This is a genomic window from Nocardioides sp. YJ-D4 (assembly GCF_054031495.1).
The window spans coordinates 2,540,989-2,558,826 of sequence record NZ_CM132932.1; the positions used below are offsets into that span (position 1 = coordinate 2,540,989).

Here is a 17,838-nt window from a genome sequence, read left to right on the forward strand (position 1 = left end):
GACTACTGCGAGGCCTTGCCGGACTTGGCGATCGAGTCGGTCACGATGCCGAGAGCCTCGCCGTCCTCACCGGTGCCGAAGAGCTTCTCCTTGACGCCCGACCAGTCGCGGCCGCCGAAGTCGTTCTCCAGGGTGAGCAGCTGCTTCGGCGCCGGGAACGGGTCGGCCGGGTCCTTGGCGCCCTTGATGTCCTCCGGCTTGAGCCCGATCGCGTCCCAGTCGACGACGCCGGGCTCGGCGATGTTGACCGGGCGGAAGCCGGTCAGCGCGAACTGCTTCTGACCGCCCTTGGGGTCGAGGACGAAGTCGAGCCAGTCCTGAGACGGCTTGGAGGAGTCCTTGAGGATGGCGCCGGGGTTCTCGATCAGCACGGTGGAGTCCGGGATGATGTACTCGAAGCCCTCACCCTGCTGGGCCGCGAGGATCGCCTCGTTCTCGTAGGCGAGCAGCACGTCACCGGTGCCGCCGAGGAAGGCGGTGGTGGCGTCGCGGCCGGAGTTGGTCAGGGTGACGACGTTCTTGAAGAGCTTGTCGAGGTACGCCTTGCCCTCCTCCTCGGTGCCACCGTTCTTCACCACGGAGCCCCAGGCGGCCAGCGCGTTCCAGCGGGCGGCGCCGGAGGAGGCCGGGTTGGCCGTGACCACGCCGACACCGGGCTTGATCAGGTCCTCCCAGCCCTGGATGTTCTTCGGGTTGCCCTCACGAACACCCAGCACGACGACCGAGCTGGACACGATGCCCTTGTTGTCGCCGTCGTCCCACGACGCGTCCACGAGGCCGGCCTTCTCCAGGCGCTGTACGTCGGTGCCGACGGACAGGTGGACGTAGTCGGCCTTCAAGCCGGACTCGACCGCACGGCTCTGGTCACCCGAGGCGCCGTACGAGGTCTGGAAGGTGACGCCTTCGCCCTCAGGAGTCTTGTTGAACTCCTTGGCGATCGCCTTGTTGGCCGTCTCGGGGACGGCGAAGCCGACGATGGAGATCGACTCCGCGTCGCTGTCGCCGCCGGAGCCACCGCACGCGGTCAAGGTCAGGATGCTCGCAGCGGCCACGGCCACTGCAACCTTGATCTTCTTCATCTGGTTCCTCACTTCTGCCCTGCCGAGTCAAGGTCGATCGGGTTACGAATGTCGAGGAGAATACTTGAATTAGTCGAGTGGATGTGAAAACGCCCGAACGGTCCGCTCCTTGGACGGCCACCAGTCGCCGAGACGTCACCTAGGTCGGTCGAGATGGCACCGGGGTGCCATCTCGACCGACCTGAGTGACGTCTCGGCCGGCGGGGGTGACGTCTCGGCTAGGCGCCGGTGGTGCTCAGCGGCGCGACGCTCTCGCGCAGGACCTTGCGGCGATGGTGGACGGCCTCGGCGCTGAAGATGACCAGGGCGATCCAGACGATCGCGAAGCCGGCCCAGCGGCCGGGAGGCATCGCCTCGTGGGCGATGAAGACGCCGACGGCGAACTGCAGGATCGGGGCGAGGTACTGGAGCAGCCCGATCGTGACCATCGGCACCCTGATGGCGGCCGCGCCGAAGCAGGCCAGCGGCACGACGGTGATGATGCCGAGGCTGATCAGGAGGAGTACGTGGAGGACACCGTGGCCGACGAGCGTGCCGTTGCCGGTCGCCTGGAGAGCGATGATCAGCGCCAGCGCGAACGGCGCCGTCACGGCGGTCTCGACGGCCAGCGACTCGAACGGCCCGACGCCCGCGCTCTTCTTGAGCAACCCGTAGGTGCCGAACGAGAAGGCCAGGATCAGCGCGACCCACGGCAGCCGGCCGTAGTCGACGGTGAGCACGACGGTGGCCACGAACGCGATCCCGAGCGCGACCCACTGCAGCTTCCGCATCCGCTCACGCAGGATGATCACGCCCATCAACATCGTGACCAGCGGGTTGGTGAAGTAGCCCAGGCTCGTCTCCACGATCCGCCCGTTGTTGACACCCCAGATGTACGTCACCCAGTTGATCGAGATCACCGCCGCAGCCGCTGTCAGCAGCATGAGCTTGCGCCGGTCGCGCAGGATCGCGGCCACCTGCTGGCGGCGCCCCACGATCAGCACCAGCGCTCCGGCCACGACCAGCGACCACACGATCCGGTGGCCCAGGATCTCCCAGGCCCCGGCGGGCTCCATGAGCGGGAAGTAGAGCGGGAACGCTCCCCACATGATGTAGGCAGCGGCGCCGAACATCACTCCACGCCGTTGCTCATTCACGTCGCCACGGTACTGCCATCCCGCCGAATCCCTTTACCGAATATCGCGCCCTGGATTCCCACCCCACCAGACCTGCCGCGCTGGTCGAGCCCGCGAGCGCCAGCGAGCGGTGTCGAGACCAACACAGCCCATATGCGACCGTGTTGGTCTCGACACGCCTCCGCCTAGCGGCTCCGGCGGCTCGACCAGCGCGTGAGACGTCAGACGGAGCGGACGGCGACGATGTCGGCGAAGGCCTCGAGAGCCGTGCGGACGGGGCCCTCGGGGAGCGGCGCGAGAGCGGCCTTGGCCTCCTCGGCGCGGGACTGGACGTAGGCGCGGGCCTCCGCCAGCGCCGGGTGGGCGCGGAGGAGGCCGACGCACTCGGCCAGGGCCGCGTCGTCGGTGAGGTCGCTGTCGAGCAGCTCCAGGAGCCTCGCGTCGGCAGCGTCGGTGGAGCGGCGGGCCAGCAGCACCGGGAGCGTCGGTACGCCCTCACGGAGGTCGGTCCCGGGCGTCTTGCCGGACTCGTCGGAGGCGATGTCGAGGATGTCGTCGGAGAGCTGGAAGGCGACGCCGACGATGTCGCCGTAGGCGAGCAGGGCGTCCTGGATCTCCTTGTCCGCGCCGGCGAAGAGCGCACCGTAGAGAGCCGAGGTGGCGATCAGGACGCCGGTCTTCCCGGCCAGCACCTCGAGGTGGTGGTCGACCGGGTCGACACCCTCGGGCGGCGCGACGCCCTCGAGGATCTGACCCTCGACGAGCTTGGCGAAGGTGGCCGCCTGGATGCGTACGGCCTCCGGGCCCAGCTGGGCGGTCAGCTCCGAGGAGCGGGCGAAGAGGAAGTCGCCGGTCAGGATGGCGACGTGGTTGTCGAAGCGGGCGTTGGCGGTGTCCTCACCGCGGCGCACGAGCGCCTCGTCCATGACGTCGTCGTGGTAGAGCGAGGCCTGGTGGGTGAGCTCGACGACGCAGGCGGCGGTGATGACCTCGTCGGCGAGCTTGTCCGGGCCGTACTCGGCGGCCAGCAGCACCAGCAACGGCCGGAACCGCTTGCCGCCGGCCTCCAGCAGATGAGAGGCCGCTTCCGTGACGAACGGGGAGCTGCTGCGGGCGTAGCCCGCCAGCTTCTCCTCCACGATCGCCAGCCGAGCGCGCAGCCGCTGCTCGAGCTCGGGATCGGTGATCGGGAGGGCGAGTTCAGGGGCTCGGTCGGTGGGTGCGCTGGTGCTCACCCGATGAATCCTCCCGCATCCACCAACAGGCTGAGCACAGGGCCCGGAATTACACCCAACAAGACGGTGGCGACAGCGCTCAGTGCGATCACGACGGTGGTGGCGTACGACGGGGTCATCACCGTGGCTGCGTCCTCGCGCGGGTCGGTGAAGAACATCAGCATCATCACGCGTACGTAGAAGAAGATCGCGATGATGCTCGAGCAGATCGCGACCACGACGACGGGCCACTGACCGGCGCCCAGCGCGGCTGCGAAGACGCCCCACTTGCCGATGAAACCGGCGGTCAGCGGCAGCCCGGCCATCGAGAGCAGGAAGACGGCGAAGGTCGCCGCGACCCAGGGGTTGGAACGCCCCAGGCCGGCCCAGCGGTCCAACGAGTTGACCTCGCCGTTGGGCCCTCGCACCAGGGAGACGATCGCGAAGGCGCCGAGCGTGGCGAACCCGTAGGCGGTCAGGTAGAAGAGCACCGCCTGGGTGGAGCCGAAGGCGTCGGTCTGTACGCCGAGGAGGCCGGTCAGCAGGAAGCCGGTGTGGGCCACGGCGGAGTAGCCGAGCATCCGCTTCACATCGGTCTGGACCACCGCGAAGGAGGCGCCCAGCAGCATCGTCAGCACCGCGATCACGCCGATCGCCGGGCGCCAGATGTCGCCCTCGACACCGAAGGCGACGTAGAAGAGCCGGAGCATCGCGGCGAAGGCGGCGATCTTGGTGGCCGCGCTCATCCACGCGGTGACCGGCGTCGGGGCGCCCTGGTAGACGTCGGGGGTCCAGGAGTGGAAGGGCACGGCACCGGTCTTGAAGAGCAGGCCGACAGCCATCAGGCCGATGCCGAGGAGCAGCAGCGGGCTGGAGCCGTCCTCGGCCGCCACCTCACCGATCTCGGCCAGCGACATCGATCCGGCGAAGCCGTAGACCAGCGCGAGACCGTAGAGGAAGATGCCGGAGGAGAACGCGCCGAGCAGGAAGTACTTCAGCGCCGCTTCCTGGGAGAGCAGCCGGCGACGGCGTGCCAGCCCGGTCAGCAGGTAGAGCGGCAGGGACAGCACCTCGAGCGCCACGAAGAGCATCAGCAGGTCACCGGAGATGCAGAAGAGCATCATCCCGCCGACCGCGAACATCATCAGCGGGTAGACCTCGGTGTGCTCGAGCCCTCGCTGGGAGGCGGTGCGCTCGGCAGGTGTGCCCGGCAGGGCCGCGGCTTGACCGGCGAAGGCGCTCACGCCGTTGTCGAGACGTCGCTCGGCGAAGAGCGCGACGCCGCCGAGCGAGACCAGCAGCACCAGCCCCTGGGAGAAGACCCCGGGGCCGTCGACGATGAGCGCACCCTCACCAGTCGAGACGCCGAGGCTGGACCCGGCGCCGACGGCGACGGTCCCGGCGAGTGCGGCGACCAGGCCCGCCAACGCCAGCGACACCTGGGTGTTGAACCGCGCGGCACGCGGCGCGAAGGCCTCCACCACGACACCGGCGCACGCCACGGCCAGCACCAGCAGGACGGGCCAGAGGGTGGCGTACGAAATTCCGGGGGACTCGAACATCGCGTCACTCACCTGCCTGGATCACATTGACGAGAGGCTCCACGACCGGCGACGCCGCCGAGATCAGCGGTCCGGGGACGAAGCCGAAGAAGAGAAGGGCGACCAGCAGCGGAACGAGTACCCCGACCTCTCGCCGATTGAGATCGCGGACCGGTGTGGACAGCTGAGCAGGTCCGGTGAAGATCCGCTGGTAGGCCCACAGCACGTAGATGGCGGCCAGCACGATCGCGGTGACCGCGATGACACCGACCAGCCAGTGGTAGTCGAAGGCGCTGATCAGGACCAGGATCTCGGAGACGAACTGGCTCAGACCCGGCAGACCGGCGGTCGCCAGACCGGCGATCAGGAACGTGCCGGCGAGCACCGGCGTCGCCTTCTCCATCCCCCGCATCGACGAGATCGAGGCGGTCCCCTTGCGGGCGATCAGGAACCCGGCGATCAGGAACATCGCCGCGGTGGCGACACCGTGGTTGACCATGTAGAGGATCGCCCCGACCAGGCCCTCACGGGTGGCCGCGAAGATGCCGAGGGTGATCAGCCCGAAGTGCGACAGGGAGGTCAGACCGATCAGGCGGAGCAGGTCGTCCTGCCCGATCGCCAACACGGCGCCGTAGACGATCGAGATCAGCGCCAGCACCACGACGACGGGCGTCGCCCAGGCGGACGCCTCCGGCACCAGGCCCAGGCAGAGCCGGATCATGCCGAAGGTGCCGATCTTGTCGAGGACGCACACCAGAAGCACCGAGGTCGGCGTGGTGGCCTGCTCGGTGGTGTCGGCCAGCCAGGTGTGCACCGGGAACAGCGGCGCCTTGACCGCGAACGCGATGAACATCGCCACGAAGATCCAGCGCTCGGCGGTGGTGCCGATGTCGAGCTGGGCGAGGTCGCTGATCAGGTACGACGGCGACCCGGCCTCCGAGGAGACCACGAAGAAGCCGATCAGCGCACCGAGCAGCACCAGTCCGCCACCGAGCTGGAACATCAGGAACTTGAGCGCGGCTCGGGCCCGGTTGGGGCCGCCGTGCTGGCCGATCATGAAGTACGCCGGGATCAGCGTCGCCTCGAAGGCGATGTAGAAGAGGAAGAGATCGCCGGCGGTGAAGGTGAGCAGCGCGAAGGCCTCCAGGGCCAGCGCCCAGGCGTACCACCGCTTGTCGTGGTCCTTGACCGCCGCGACCATCACCAGCGGCACCAGGACGACGGTCAGCATCACCATCAGCTTGCCGAAGCCGTCCATCTCGAGCGCCCAGTGGACGCCGAGCGGCTCGATCCAGACGAGATCGGTGTCGGGGGCCGTGAACATCGTGACGATGCCGGCGATCAGGGTGGCGAGCGCGAAGCCGAAGGCCCACGCCTTGGGCCGCGCCGGCATCACCGCGGTGATCAGCGCACCCGCGAACGGGACGAGGACGAGGATTGTCAGCATCAGTTGACCACCAGGATCGCGAGGGTCACCAGCACAGTGCCGCCGAGGACGGAGAGGGCGTAGGAACGTACGTAGCCGGTCTGTGCCTTGCGGAGCTCACCGGCGATCGCAGCGAGGGCGATCGGGCCACCGCTCATCAGGCCGTCGACGGCGTACTTGTCGGTCGCGAGGGCACCGCGCGTGATCGCCATCCCCGGCGGCACCACGACGTCCTCGACGTGCGGGACGTGCAGGTAGGGCGTCGGCTCGGTCGTGATCGGGCGGCGCCCGAAGACGAACCCGGCGGCCGCGACCCCGATCGCGACGACCAGCACCGCGAGGACGGAGGTCGCCCAGACCGGGAGCGGACCGTGGTGCTCGGCGTGGCCGATCGCGACCACCGGCTCGAGCCAGTGCTCGATCCAGCCACCGAGCGCGAAGACGCCACCGAGGACCGACAGCGCGGCGAGGACGACGAGCGGACCGGTCATGATCCGCGGCGACTCGTGCGGATGTACGCCCTCGGGCCAGCGCTTGCGGCCGAAGAAGGCGAGCATCATCAGGCGGGTCATGTAGAAGGCGGTCACACCGGCCGCTAGGAGGGCGATGATGCCGACCAGCCAGCTCTCGGCGAAGGCGACCTCGAGGATCTTGTCCTTGGACCAGAAGCCGGCGAACCCGGGGAACCCGATGATGGCCAGGTAGCCCATCGAGAAGGTCAGGAACGTGACCGGGAGCGCCCGGCTCAGCGCGCCGTAGTGCTTGAGGTTCACGTCGTCGTTCATCCCGTGCATCAGAGACCCGGCGCCGAGGAACATGTTGGCCTTGAAGAAGCCGTGGGTGAGCAGGTGGAAGATCGCGAACGCATATCCCGGCCCGCCGAGCCCGGCCGCCAGCATCATGTAGCCGATCTGGCTCATCGTCGAACCGGCCAGGACCTTCTTGATGTCGTCCTTCACGCAGCTCACCGCGGCACCCCAGATGATCGTCACCAGGGCGACGACCACGACGGCGGTCGAGGCGGCCTCGGCGGCGTCGAAGATCGCGCTGCTGCGGACGATGAGGTAGACACCCGCGGTCACCATGGTCGCCGCGTGGATCAGCGCCGAGACCGGGGTCGGGCCCTCCATGGCATCGAGCAGCCAGCCCTGCAGCGGCACCTGGGCGGACTTACCGCAGGCACCGACGAGAAGCAGGATGCCGAGCCAGTTGAGGGTGGTCGTGGTGGTGTCGCTGATGTCGATCGCCGAGAACGACGTCGACCCGAAGGTGACGAAGCTGAGCGCGATCGCCAGCGAGAGACCCATGTCGCCGACCCGGTTCATCACGAACGCCTTCTTGGCGGCCGCCGCTGCCGACGGCTTGTACTGCCAGAAGCCGATCAGCAGGTAGGACGCCAGGCCGACGCCCTCCCAGCCGAGGAAGAGGCCGACGTAGTTCTCCGCCAGCACCAGCATCAGCATCGCGGCGAGGAAGAGGTTGAGGTAGCCGAAGAACCGGGTGCGCCGCTCGTCGTGGGCCATGTAGCCGACCGAGTAGACGTGGATCAGCGTGCCGACCCCGGTGATGAGCAGCAGGAACAGGCTGGAGAGCTGGTCGTAGAGCAGGTCGAAGCCGACGCTCAGGTCGCCGGTGTCGAACCAGGTGTAGAGGTGCTGGACGACCTGCCTGCTCTCCTCGTCGCGACCGAGGGCGGCGATGAAGAGGACGAGCGACAGCACGAAGGACGCACCCGCGAGCCCGACCGCGAGCCAGTGCCCGATCCGGTCGAAGAGCGCCGGCGCGAACGGACGGCCGATCAGGATCAGAGCAGCGCCGGCCAGGGGCAGCGCGATGACCAGCCAGATCAGCGAGAAGACGCCGCTGGCCTCGACAGGATTCACCACTTGAGCATCCTTGGCTCGTCGACCGAAGCCGTGTTTCTGGTGCGGAAGATGGTCATGATGATCGCCAGCCCGACGACCACCTCAGCGGCCGCGACGACCATCACGAAGAACGCGGTCACCTGCCCGTCGAGGTTGCCGTGCATCCGGCTGAACGCCACCAGGGCCAGGTTGGCCGCGTTGAGCATCAGCTCGACGCACATGAAGACGACGATGGCGTTTCGCCTGGTCAGCACGCCGATCGTGCCGATCGTGAAGAGGATGGCGGACAGGATGACGTACGCCGTGGTGTTGTCTGTCATTCGTCCTCTCCTTGTTCCGTGCGACCGCCGGCGAGGATGGCCGGGACCGACTTCGTGCTCTGCGACCCGTCCGGCAGCAGGGCCGGGGTGTCGTTGCTGTTGTGTCGCGCGAAGGTGCCCGGTGGGGGCAGCGGACCGAGGTGCTTGCCGCTCTTCGCGTAGTCGGCGACCCGCTTCTGGGCCAGATCGGTCTGGCTCTGCTTCGGGTCGATCCGCTCACGGTGGGCCAGCACCATCGCGCCGATCGCGGCGGTGATCAGCAGCGCGCTGGTCGCCTCGAAGGCGATCACGTAGCGCGAGAAGAGGAGGTCGGCGAGGCGTTGTACGTTGCCGCCCTCGTTCGCGCTGGCCAGCCCGCGCATCGTGGCGATGCTCGCCTGGCCGACGCCCGCGATCAGCGTCGCGCCCAGCCCGACCCCGAGGATGACGGCGAGCACCTTCTGCCCCGCGATCGTCTCCTTGAGCCTGTCGGAGGTGTCGACACCGACCAGCATGATCACGAAGAGGAACAGCATCAGGATCGCGCCGGTGTAGACCACGATCTGCACGGCGAACAGGAACGGCGCCTCCAGCGTCGCGTACATCATCGCCAGCCCGATCATCACGACCGCCAGCGACAGCGCGGCGTGCACCGGCTTGCGCGCGAACAGCAGGCCCATCGCCGCGATCACCATGATCGAGGCGAGGATGACAAAGCTCATCGGGCCGACTCCTTGGGCTCCGGCGCGTAGTAGGAGGTGTCGTCGTTGCCGAGGAACATCGGGTGCGGCGGCGCCTCCATCCCCTCCTCGAGCGGCGCGAGCAGGTCCTGCTTCTCGTAGATCAGGCTCTCGCGCGAGGTGTCGGCGAGCTCGTACTCGTTCGTCATCGTCAGCGCCCGCGTCGGGCAGGCCTCGATGCACAGCCCGCACAGGATGCAGCGCAGGTAGTTGATCTGGTAGACGCGGCCGTAGCGCTCACCGGGCGAGTAACGCTCCTCCTCGGTGTTCTCCGCACCCTCGACGTAGATGGCGTCGGCGGGGCACGCCCACGCGCACAGCTCGCACCCGACGCACTTCTCCAGGCCGTCGGCGTGCCGGTTGAGCTGGTGCCGGCCGTGGAAGCGCTCCTCGGTCGGCTCCTTCTGCTGTGGGTACTGCTCGGTGACCGGCTTCTTGAACTGCGTCCCGAACGTCACCGCGAACCCGCTCACCGGGTCCCAGAAACGCTCCTTGAACGAGCGGTCGTCGTTGCTCACTTGGCCTCCTCAGGAGAGGGAAGAATGCGTACGCCGTTGGTGGCTGTCGGCACAGCCGGCGGTCCGAACACCAGCGGCTGGGCGGCACCCCGTACGGCCCCGCCCAGCGGCAGGGCGGGGGTGGGGAAGCCGCCGGTCGGCGTGGTGACCTGGGCCTCCTTCTCCGGAAGCCGGTTGAGGAAGCCGAGCACCACGACCACCGTCACGGCCAGACCGAAGCCGAAGAGGACCCAGTTGGGGCTGAAGCCGCCCTGGATCGCGGCCATCTTGATCACCGCGACGACGACGATCCAGGCGAGGCTCGCCGGCAGCAGGACCTTCCAGCCGAGCGACATGAACTGGTCGTAGCGCAGCCGCGGCAGCGTGCCGCGCAGCCAGATGAAGACCCAGATGAAGAAGAACATCTTCAGGAAGAACCACAGCACCGGCCAGTAGCCCTCGTTGGCGCCGGCCCAGAGCGTGCCGAGGCCGAGCGGGGCTCGCCAGCCGCCGAGGAACAGCGTCGTGGCGAGCGCGCTGACGGTGGCCATGTTGATGTATTCGGCCAGGAAGAAGAGCGCGAACTTCAGGCTGGAGTATTCGGTGTGGAAACCACCGACCAGCTCACCCTCGGCCTCGGGGAGGTCGAACGGCGCGCGGTTGGTCTCGCCGACCATCGAGATGCAGTAGATCAGGAAGGACGGCAGCAGCAGGGCGCCGAACCACCAGTCCGTCTGCGCCTCGACGATCTGGCTCGTGGACAAGCTGCCCGCCATCAGGAAGACGGTGACGAGCGCCAGACCCATCGAGACCTCGTACGAGATCATCTGGGCGCTGCTTCTCAGCCCTCCCAGGAGGCTGTAGGTGGATCCGGATGCCCAGCCACCGAGCACGATCCCGTAGATGCCGATGCTGGCGATCGCCATCACGAACAGCACCGCGACCGGCATGTCGGTCAGCTGCAGCGGCGTCTGCACGCCGAAGAGGTTGACCTCGGGCCCGAACGGGATCACCGAGAACGTCACGAACGCCGGCACCGTGGCCAGGATCGGGGCCGTGATGAAGACGATCTTGTCGGCCTTCTCCGGCGTCAGGTCCTCCTTGAGCGCCAGCTTCACACCGTCGGCCAGGGATTGGAGCAGACCGAACGGTCCGTGCCGGTTGGGCCCGATGCGGTGCTGCATCCGGGCCACGACCTTGCGCTCCCACCAGATGTTGAACAGCGTCAGCACGACGCAGACCACGAAGACCAGCAGGACCTTGATCGCGATGATCCACCAGGGGTCCTGGCCGAACTGCTCCAGCCCGTTCACTGCTCCCCCTCGGCGGTCGAGCTCGTCGAGACCACGGTCACCGTCGAGCCCGGGGACGCCAGGTCCGCCCAGACGCCTCGTCCGAAGCTGTTCGTCGGGACCCACACGGTGTTGTCGGCCAGCTCCGCCGGGAGCGCCGGGAGCGTCCAGCTCCCCCGGTCACCGGTGATCGTCACGACGTCGCCGACCTTTTCGTGGAGCGCTGCCGGGATGCGTACGAACGCCGGTCGCGCGGTCGCGGCCAGTGCCTTGTCGCCGCTCTGGAGCGTGCCGTTGTCGAGCATGAGATGCCAGGTCGCCAACCGAAGCCCCGACGAATCGGTAGCTGTGGCGGCCGAATCGGTAGTTGTGGGCGACGATTCGACACTCTCGTCCGCCACTTCTGCAGACTCGGCGTCCACAAGTGCGAACTCGGCGGTGATGTGGCCGAGGACCTCGGCGTCCGAGTAGGCGGCGGGCTTGTCGAAGACCTTCGGGAACGGACGGCGGCGACCCTCCCAGGTGACGAAGGTGCCGGCCTTCTCCGAGGCGGTGGCGACAGGGAGTACGACGTCGGCGCGCTCGGTCACGGCGGTGACCCGCTGCTCGAGGCTGACCACGAAGCCGGCCCGGTCAAGGGCGGCCAGGAAGGCGGCCGGGTCGGCGGTGTCGTCGGGGTCGACGCCGGCGACCACGAGGGCGTCGAGGCCGGCACGGACCATGGCCTCGGCGTCGAGGCCGCCCGTACCGGGCAGCAGGTCTGCCTCGACCGCACCCCGGTCACCGGCACGACGCGGCACCCAGGCGAGCCTGGCGCCGGTGCGATCGGCGAGCTCAGCAGCGGCGGAGTAGGCGCCGGGGCTGGTCGCCAGCCGCTCGCCGACCAGGATCACCGAAGCCTCGGTGACCCCGCTGACCTGGGACAACGCTTCCTTCTCGGCACCGGGAGCGGTCAGGACGACCTCGGCTCCGAGCTTGCGCGAGCCCTCCGAGGCGTACGGACTCAGGGTGGTGATCCGCAGACCGCTCTTGTTGGCCTTGCGGAGCCGGAGGAAGAGCGTGCCGGCCTCGTCCTCGGGCTCGAGGCCGGCCAGCACGACGTGGTCGGCGGCGTCGAGGTCGGCGTAGGTGAGGCGCGTCCCGGCCACGCGTGAGCGCAGGAAGCCGGTCTCCTCCTCCGAGAGCGGGCGCGCGCGGAAGTCGATGTGGGGAGTGCGCAGCGTGTCACGGGCGAAGGTGGCGTACGCCTTCGCGTCCTCCAGCGTCAGTCGCCCGCCGGGCAGCACGCCCACCGAGCCCGCCCCGGCCAGCCCGGCAGCGGCGACGGCGACGGCCTCCAGCCAGGACGCCGGCCGGAGCTCGCCGTCCTCACGGATCATCGGCGAGGTGAGCCGGTCGCGGACGGCGTAGCGGAAGCCGAAGCGGTCCTTGTCGGAGATCCACTCCTCGTTGACCTCCGGGTCGTTGCCGGCGAGGCGGCGCATGACCTTGCCGCGGCGGTGGTCGATCCGGATCGCGGCGCCGCAGGCGTCGTGCTCGGCGACGCTCGGGGTGGAGACCAGGTCGAACGGCCGGGCGCGGAAGCGGTAGTCGTCCGAGGTCAGCGCGCCCACCGGGCAGATCTGGATGACGTTGCCGGAGAAGTAGGACGAGAACGGCTTGTCCTCGGCGATGCCGATCTGCTGCTGTGCGCCGCGCTGGATCAGCGCGATCCCCGGGTCGCCCGGGATCTCGGCGGCGAAGCGGGTGCAGCGCTGGCAGACGATGCACCGCTCACGGTCGAGCAGCACGTTGGGCGAGAGGTTGATCGGCTTCGGGAAGGTCCGCTTGGTCCCCTCGAAGCGGGTCTCACCCTGGCCGTGGGACATCGCCTGGTTCTGCAGCGGGCACTCGCCGCCCTTGTCGCACACCGGGCAGTCCAACGGGTGGTTGACCAGGAGAAACTCCATGATCCCGTGCTGGGCCTTCACGGCCGTGGAGTTCTGCGTCTCCACCACCATGCCCTCGGCCACCGGGATCGTGCAGGAGGCCTGCGGCTTCGGGAACCCGCGGCCGTTGCCGGCGTCGGGGATGTCGACCAGGCACTGCCGGCAGGCGCCGACGGGCGCGAGCAGCGGGTGGTCACAGAAGCGCGGGATCTCGATCCCGGCCTCCTCGGCCGCCCGGATCACCAGCGTGCCCTCGGGCACGGTCACGTCATGTCCGTCGATCTTGACTGTCACATCGGTCACTGAACTGCCTCCGCCCATGCGGTCGACTTCTTGGCGTCGAAGGGACAGCCACCCTGCTCCAGATGGGCGAGGTATTCGTCCCGGAAATACTTGATCGAGCTCGTGATCGGGCTCGTCGCGCCATCACCGAGCGCGCAGAACGAGCGGCCGAGGATGTTGTCGCACTGGTCGAGCAGCAGATCGAGATCCTCAGGCGAACCCTGGCCCTTCTCCAGCCGCTCCAGCACCTGCACCAGCCACCAGGTGCCCTCGCGGCACGGGGTGCACTTGCCACAGGACTCGTGCTTGTAGAACTCCGTCCACCGCAGCACAGCGCGCACCACACAGACGGAGTCGTCGAAGATCTGCAGGGCGCGGGTGCCGAGCATCGAGCCGGCCGCGGCCACCCCCTCGAAGTCCAGCGTCACGTCCAGGTGCTCCTGGGTGAACAACGGGGTCGAGGAGCCACCAGGGGTCCAGAACTTCAGCTCGTGACCCTCGCGTACGCCACCGGCCAGCTCGATCAGCTTGCGCAGCGTGATGCCGAGCGGTGCCTCGTACTGCCCCGGCTTCTTGACGTGACCGGAGAGCGAGAAGATGCCGACGCCGGCCGACTTCTCCGTGCCCATGCCGGCGAACCAGTCGGCGCCGTTCTTCACGATCGCGGGCACCGAGGCGATCGACTCGGCGTTGTTGATCACCGTAGGGCTGGCGTAGAGACCGGCGACGGCCGGGAACGGCGGCCGCAGCCGCGGCTGACCGCGGCGCCCCTCGAGCGAGTCGAGCAGCGCGGTCTCCTCACCACAGATGTAGGCCCCGGCACCCGCATGCACGACCAGCTCCAGGTCGTAGCCGGAGCCATGGATGTCCTTGCCGAGGTGGCCGGCGGCGTAGGCCTCACGGACGGCGGCCTGCAGCCGCCGGATCACGTGCAGCACCTCGCCGCGTACGTAGATGAAGGCACGCTCCGCGCGGATGGCGTAGGAGGAGATGATCACGCCCTCGACGAGCGTGTGCGGACTCGCCATCATGAGCGGGATGTCCTTGCAGGTGCCCGGCTCGGACTCGTCGGCGTTGACCACCAGGTAGCGAGGCTTGGGGTTCTCGGGGTCGGGCGCCGGCAGGAAGCCCCACTTCACCCCGGTCGGGAACCCAGCACCACCGCGACCGCGGAGCCCGGAGTCCTTGACCATCGTCTGTACGTCCTCGGGCGCCATCCCGAGCGCGACGTCGAGCGCGTCGTAGCCGCCCTGCTCGGCGTAGGCGGGCAGGGTCCAGGCCTGCTCGTCGGCCCAGTTGGCGGTCAGCACCGGGGTCAGGGTGTCAGTCATCGGACGCCTCCTCGGCGATCGTCTCCGACTCGGCGCGACGGGTGTCGGCCACCTCGACGGCCTCGGGCAGCTCCTCCGGTACGTCGGCGGAGCCGTGGGTGTCGGAAGGTGCGGCCCAGCCGCGCTCGCGGGCGATCTCCAGCCCGACGAGCGACGCCGGCCCGGCCGCGGGACCCTCGTCGACGAGCCCGTCCTCGAAGCCGGCGAGGACCCGTTCGGCCTCGCGCCAGCTCGTGATCCGCGCGCCGCGGGAGGCCACGACCTCGCGGCCCGCACGCAGGTCGTCGACCAGCTGCGAGGCCGACTCCGGCGTCTGGTTGTCGAAGAACTCCCAGTTGACCATCACCACCGGCGCGTAGTCGCAGGCCGCGTTGCACTCGATGTGCTCGAGCGTGATCGCACCGTCGGCGGTGGTCTCGTCGTTGCCCACCTCGAGCTTCTCGCGCAGGCAGGCGAAGATCTCGTCTCCGCCCATGACCGCGCACAGCGTGTTGGTGCAGACGCCGACGTGGTGGGTGCCGACGGGATGACGCTTGTACATCGTGTAGAACGTCGCCACCCCGCTCACCTCGGCCGGGGTGAGGCCCAGGACCTCGGCGCAGGCCTGGATTCCTTCGGGCGTGACCCGGCCCTCGACCGATTGCACCAGGTGGAGCATCGGCAGCAGGCCCGAGCGGGCCTGGGGGTAGCGAGCCGCGATCTCGCGCAGCTCGTCGTAGGTCTCAGCAGCAAGCGTCATCGGTCGACGCCTCCCATCACCGGGTCGATGGACGCGATCGCCACGATCACGTCGGCAACCATGCCGCCCTCGGACATCACGGAGGTCGCCTGCAGGTTCGTGAACGACGGGTCCCGGAAGTGGACCCGATAGGGCTTGGTGCCGCCGTCGCTGACCACGTGGGCGCCGAGCTCGCCGCGTGGCGACTCGATCGCGGCGTACGCCTGGCCGGCCGGCACCCGGAAGCCCTCGGTGACCAGCTTGAAGTGGTGGATCAGCGCCTCCATCGACTCGCCCATGATGTGGCGGATGTGGTCGAGGGAGTTGCCCTGGCCGTCGGGACCGACGGAGAGCTGCGAGGGCCAGGCGATCTTCTTGTCGGCCACCATGACGGGGGCGCCGTCGAGATCCTTCAGCCGCTTGAGAGCCTGCTCCATGATCCGCAGCGACTCCCACATCTCGGCCAGCCGGATCCGGAACCGCCCGTAGGAGTCGCAGGTGTCCCAGGTGATGACCTCGAAGTCGTAGTCCTGGTAGCCGCAGTAGGGCTGGGTCTTGCGCAGGTCCCACGGATAGCCCGTACTCCGCAGGATCGGGCCGGTCAGACCGAGCGCGAGGCAGCCCTCCAGGTCGAGGTAGCCGACCTGCTCCAGGCGGCCCTTGAAGATCGGGTTGGCGTTGCACAGCGCCGCGTACTCGGTGAGGCGCTTCTTCATCAACTCGATGAATTCGCTCACCCGCGCGACGGTGCCGTCCGGCACGTCCTGGGCGACGCCGCCGGGACGGATGTAGGCGTGGTTCATCCGCAGGCCGGTGATGAACTCGAACAGGTCCAGGCAGAGCTCACGCTCGCGGAACCCGATCGTCATCACGGTCAGCGCGCCGAGCTCCATGCCGCCAGTCGCGATCGCCACCAGGTGGGAGGAGATCCGGTTGAGCTCCATCAGCAGGACCCGGATGACGTCGGCCTTCTCCGGCACCTCGGCACCGATGCCGAGCAGCTTCTCCACCCCGAGGACGTACGCCGTCTCGTTGAAGATCGGGGACAGGTAGTCCATCCGGGTGACGAACGTGGTCCCCTGCGTCCAGGACCGGAACTCCATGTTCTTCTCGATGCCCGTGTGCAGGTAGCCGATCCCGGCCCGCGCCTCGGTGACCGTCTCGCCCTCGAGCTCGAGGATCAGCCGGAGCACCCCGTGCGTCGAGGGGTGCTGCGGGCCCATGTTGACGACGATCCGCTCGTCCTTGACGTCCTTGAGGGCGTCGGTCAGCTCGTCCCAGTCCTGGCCGGTGACGGTGAACGTACGTCCCTCGTCTTCGGTGGTCGTCATGAGTAGCTCCTGCGGGTGTCCGGCGGCGGGATCGTCGCGCCCTTGTATTCCACCGGGATCCCACCCAGCGGGTAGTCCTTGCGCTGCGGGTGGCCCGGCCAGTCGTCGGGCATCAGGATCCGGGTCAGTCCGGGGTGGCCGTCGAAGACGATCCCGAACATGTCGTAGGTCTCGCGCTCGTGCCAGTCGAGCGTCGGGTAGATGGCCACCGCGCTCGGCACGTGCGGATCCTCGTCGGGAGCGGAGGTCTCCACCCGCACCCGGCGGTTGTACGTCATCGAGAGCAGGTGGTAGACGGCATGAAGCTCTTTGCCCTGGTCAGCGGGGTAGTTCACCCCGGAGACACCCGAGCAGAGCTCGAACCGCAGCTCGTCGCGGAGCACCTGCAGGGCCTCGAGCAGCCGCTCGCGGCGTACGTGGAAGGTCAGCTCACCGCGGTGGATGACCGCCTCCGCCTCGGCAAAGGCGAGGGCGTCGGCGATCTCCTTGAACCAGCCGCCGTAGGGCTGCACTCCGACGTCGCTGGTGCGGCTCGGCATCGCGTGCTGGCGGGTGAGACCGCCGTAGCCGCTGGTGTCGCCAGTGTCCGCCACCCCGAACATGCCACTGGCGTCGTGACGATCGTTCACCGCAGGAGTCCCGTCTGGTCGATCAGCGGCAGCTGGCGCAGCGCCGCGGTCTCGTTGGCGACCTCCTCGCGCTCGGCGTTGACGCCCAGCGAGCCGCCCTGGATCTTGTCGTGGAGCTTGAGGATCGCGTCGATCAGCATCTCCGGGCGTGGCGGACAGCCGGGGAGATACATGTCGACGGGCACGATGTGGTCGACGCCCTGAACGATCGCGTAGTTGTTGAACATCCCGCCGCTGCTGGCGCAGACGCCCATCGCGAGCACCCACTTCGGCTCGGGCATCTGGTCGTAGATCTGGCGCAGCACCGGCGCCATCTTCTGGCTCACCCGGCCCGCCACGATCATCAGGTCGGCCTGCCGTGGACTCGCGCGGAAGACCTCCATCCCGTAGCGGGCGAGGTCGTACTTCGGTCCGCCCGACGTCATCATCTCGATGGCGCAGCAGGCCAGTCCGAACGTCGCCGGCCACAGGCTCGCCTTGCGGAAATAGCCCGCCAGGCCCTCGACGGTCGTGAGCAGAACCCCGCTCGGAAGCTTTTCTTCGAGACCCAT

Annotated in this window: 16 protein-coding genes; all 16 read right to left on the minus strand. The window is 68.5% G+C overall.

Annotated features, from left to right (window positions below; all coding sequences use genetic code 11):
- Window positions 1-2 precede the first annotated feature (2 nt).
- The 16 genes from ACW14X_RS12090 to ACW14X_RS12165 all read right to left on the minus strand — a co-directional run bounded on the left by ACW14X_RS12090 (window position 3) and on the right by ACW14X_RS12165 (window position 17,838).
- Window positions 3-1,079 carry a sulfate ABC transporter substrate-binding protein gene (locus ACW14X_RS12090; RefSeq protein ID WP_160025667.1) on the minus strand — a complete coding sequence of 359 codons (1,077 nt, stop codon included), beginning with the start codon at window positions 1,077-1,079 and terminating at the stop codon, window positions 3-5.
- Between the two features lie 218 nt (window positions 1,080-1,297).
- Window positions 1,298-2,215, minus strand: a complete 918-nt coding sequence (rarD, locus tag ACW14X_RS12095; RefSeq protein ID WP_160025668.1) for an EamA family transporter RarD — start codon at window positions 2,213-2,215, stop codon at window positions 1,298-1,300.
- 200 nt (window positions 2,216-2,415) lie between these two features.
- Window positions 2,416-3,429, minus strand: coding sequence for a polyprenyl synthetase family protein (locus ACW14X_RS12100; protein ID WP_457165752.1), 1,014 nt, complete (start codon window positions 3,427-3,429; stop codon window positions 2,416-2,418).
- Window positions 3,426-4,970, minus strand: a complete 1,545-nt coding sequence (gene nuoN / locus ACW14X_RS12105) for an NADH-quinone oxidoreductase subunit NuoN (protein ID WP_457166062.1) — start codon at window positions 4,968-4,970, stop codon at window positions 3,426-3,428. The genes ACW14X_RS12100 and nuoN overlap by 4 nt, the downstream gene beginning before the upstream one ends.
- 4 nt (window positions 4,971-4,974) lie before the next feature.
- Entirely contained in the window at window positions 4,975-6,396 is a 1,422-nt protein-coding gene (locus tag ACW14X_RS12110; RefSeq protein WP_457165753.1) for a complex I subunit 4 family protein, read from the minus strand.
- Entirely contained in the window at window positions 6,396-8,261 is a 1,866-nt protein-coding gene (gene nuoL, locus ACW14X_RS12115; RefSeq protein ID WP_160025672.1) for an NADH-quinone oxidoreductase subunit L, read from the minus strand. Before nuoL ends, ACW14X_RS12110 begins: the two co-directional genes overlap by 1 nt.
- A complete protein-coding gene (nuoK, locus tag ACW14X_RS12120; protein WP_008356449.1) occupies window positions 8,255-8,560 on the minus strand; it encodes an NADH-quinone oxidoreductase subunit NuoK in 306 nt (101 codons plus the stop codon). The genes nuoL and nuoK overlap by 7 nt, the downstream gene beginning before the upstream one ends.
- A complete protein-coding gene (locus ACW14X_RS12125; protein ID WP_160025673.1) occupies window positions 8,557-9,261 on the minus strand; it encodes an NADH-quinone oxidoreductase subunit J in 705 nt (234 codons plus the stop codon). The genes nuoK and ACW14X_RS12125 overlap by 4 nt, the downstream gene beginning before the upstream one ends.
- The gene (gene nuoI / locus ACW14X_RS12130) at window positions 9,258-9,797 is read right to left on the minus strand and encodes an NADH-quinone oxidoreductase subunit NuoI (protein ID WP_160025674.1); all 540 of its coding nucleotides are present in this window, start codon (window positions 9,795-9,797) and stop codon (window positions 9,258-9,260) included. Before nuoI ends, ACW14X_RS12125 begins: the two co-directional genes overlap by 4 nt.
- Entirely contained in the window at window positions 9,794-11,089 is a 1,296-nt protein-coding gene (nuoH, locus tag ACW14X_RS12135) for an NADH-quinone oxidoreductase subunit NuoH (protein WP_160025675.1), read from the minus strand. Before nuoH ends, nuoI begins: the two co-directional genes overlap by 4 nt.
- Entirely contained in the window at window positions 11,086-13,317 is a 2,232-nt protein-coding gene (locus ACW14X_RS12140) for an NADH-quinone oxidoreductase subunit G (RefSeq protein ID WP_457165754.1), read from the minus strand. Before ACW14X_RS12140 ends, nuoH begins: the two co-directional genes overlap by 4 nt.
- Window positions 13,296-14,609 (minus strand): NADH-quinone oxidoreductase subunit NuoF, encoded by a 1,314-nt coding sequence (gene nuoF, locus ACW14X_RS12145; RefSeq protein WP_350836782.1) that lies wholly within the window; start codon window positions 14,607-14,609, stop codon window positions 13,296-13,298. Before nuoF ends, ACW14X_RS12140 begins: the two co-directional genes overlap by 22 nt.
- Complete coding sequence (gene nuoE / locus ACW14X_RS12150) at window positions 14,602-15,348, minus strand: NADH-quinone oxidoreductase subunit NuoE (protein ID WP_160025678.1); 747 nt, start codon at window positions 15,346-15,348, stop codon at window positions 14,602-14,604. The genes nuoF and nuoE overlap by 8 nt, the downstream gene beginning before the upstream one ends.
- A complete protein-coding gene (locus ACW14X_RS12155; RefSeq protein ID WP_160025679.1) occupies window positions 15,345-16,658 on the minus strand; it encodes an NADH-quinone oxidoreductase subunit D in 1,314 nt (437 codons plus the stop codon). Before ACW14X_RS12155 ends, nuoE begins: the two co-directional genes overlap by 4 nt.
- The gene (locus ACW14X_RS12160; RefSeq protein WP_457166063.1) at window positions 16,655-17,260 is read right to left on the minus strand and encodes an NADH-quinone oxidoreductase subunit C; all 606 of its coding nucleotides are present in this window, start codon (window positions 17,258-17,260) and stop codon (window positions 16,655-16,657) included. The genes ACW14X_RS12155 and ACW14X_RS12160 overlap by 4 nt, the downstream gene beginning before the upstream one ends.
- A gap of 23 nt (window positions 17,261-17,283) precedes the next feature.
- A complete protein-coding gene (locus tag ACW14X_RS12165; protein ID WP_160025681.1) occupies window positions 17,284-17,838 on the minus strand; it encodes a NuoB/complex I 20 kDa subunit family protein in 555 nt (184 codons plus the stop codon).

Excerpts from the sequence above, each read along its gene's own strand:
- ACW14X_RS12125 (WP_160025673.1), bottom strand. The coding sequence starts at position 9,261 with ATGAGCTTTGTCATCCTCGCCTCGATCATGGTGATCGCGGCGATGGGC.
- nuoF (WP_350836782.1), bottom strand. The coding sequence starts at position 14,609 with ATGACTGACACCCTGACCCCGGTGCTGACCGCCAACTGGGCCGACGAG.
- nuoK (WP_008356449.1), bottom strand. The coding sequence starts at position 8,560 with ATGACAGACAACACCACGGCGTACGTCATCCTGTCCGCCATCCTCTTC.
- ACW14X_RS12140 (WP_457165754.1), bottom strand. The coding sequence starts at position 13,317 with ATGGGCGGAGGCAGTTCAGTGACCGATGTGACAGTCAAGATCGACGGA.
- nuoN (WP_457166062.1), bottom strand. The coding sequence starts at position 4,970 with ATGTTCGAGTCCCCCGGAATTTCGTACGCCACCCTCTGGCCCGTCCTG.
- ACW14X_RS12160 (WP_457166063.1), bottom strand. The coding sequence starts at position 17,260 with ATGTTCGGGGTGGCGGACACTGGCGACACCAGCGGCTACGGCGGTCTC.
- ACW14X_RS12090 (WP_160025667.1), bottom strand. The coding sequence starts at position 1,079 with ATGAAGAAGATCAAGGTTGCAGTGGCCGTGGCCGCTGCGAGCATCCTG.
- nuoE (WP_160025678.1), bottom strand. The coding sequence starts at position 15,348 with ATGACGCTTGCTGCTGAGACCTACGACGAGCTGCGCGAGATCGCGGCT.
- ACW14X_RS12155 (WP_160025679.1), bottom strand. The coding sequence starts at position 16,658 with ATGACGACCACCGAAGACGAGGGACGTACGTTCACCGTCACCGGCCAG.
- ACW14X_RS12165 (WP_160025681.1), bottom strand. The coding sequence starts at position 17,838 with ATGGGTCTCGAAGAAAAGCTTCCGAGCGGGGTTCTGCTCACGACCGTC.
- ACW14X_RS12110 (WP_457165753.1), bottom strand. The coding sequence starts at position 6,396 with ATGCTGACAATCCTCGTCCTCGTCCCGTTCGCGGGTGCGCTGATCACC.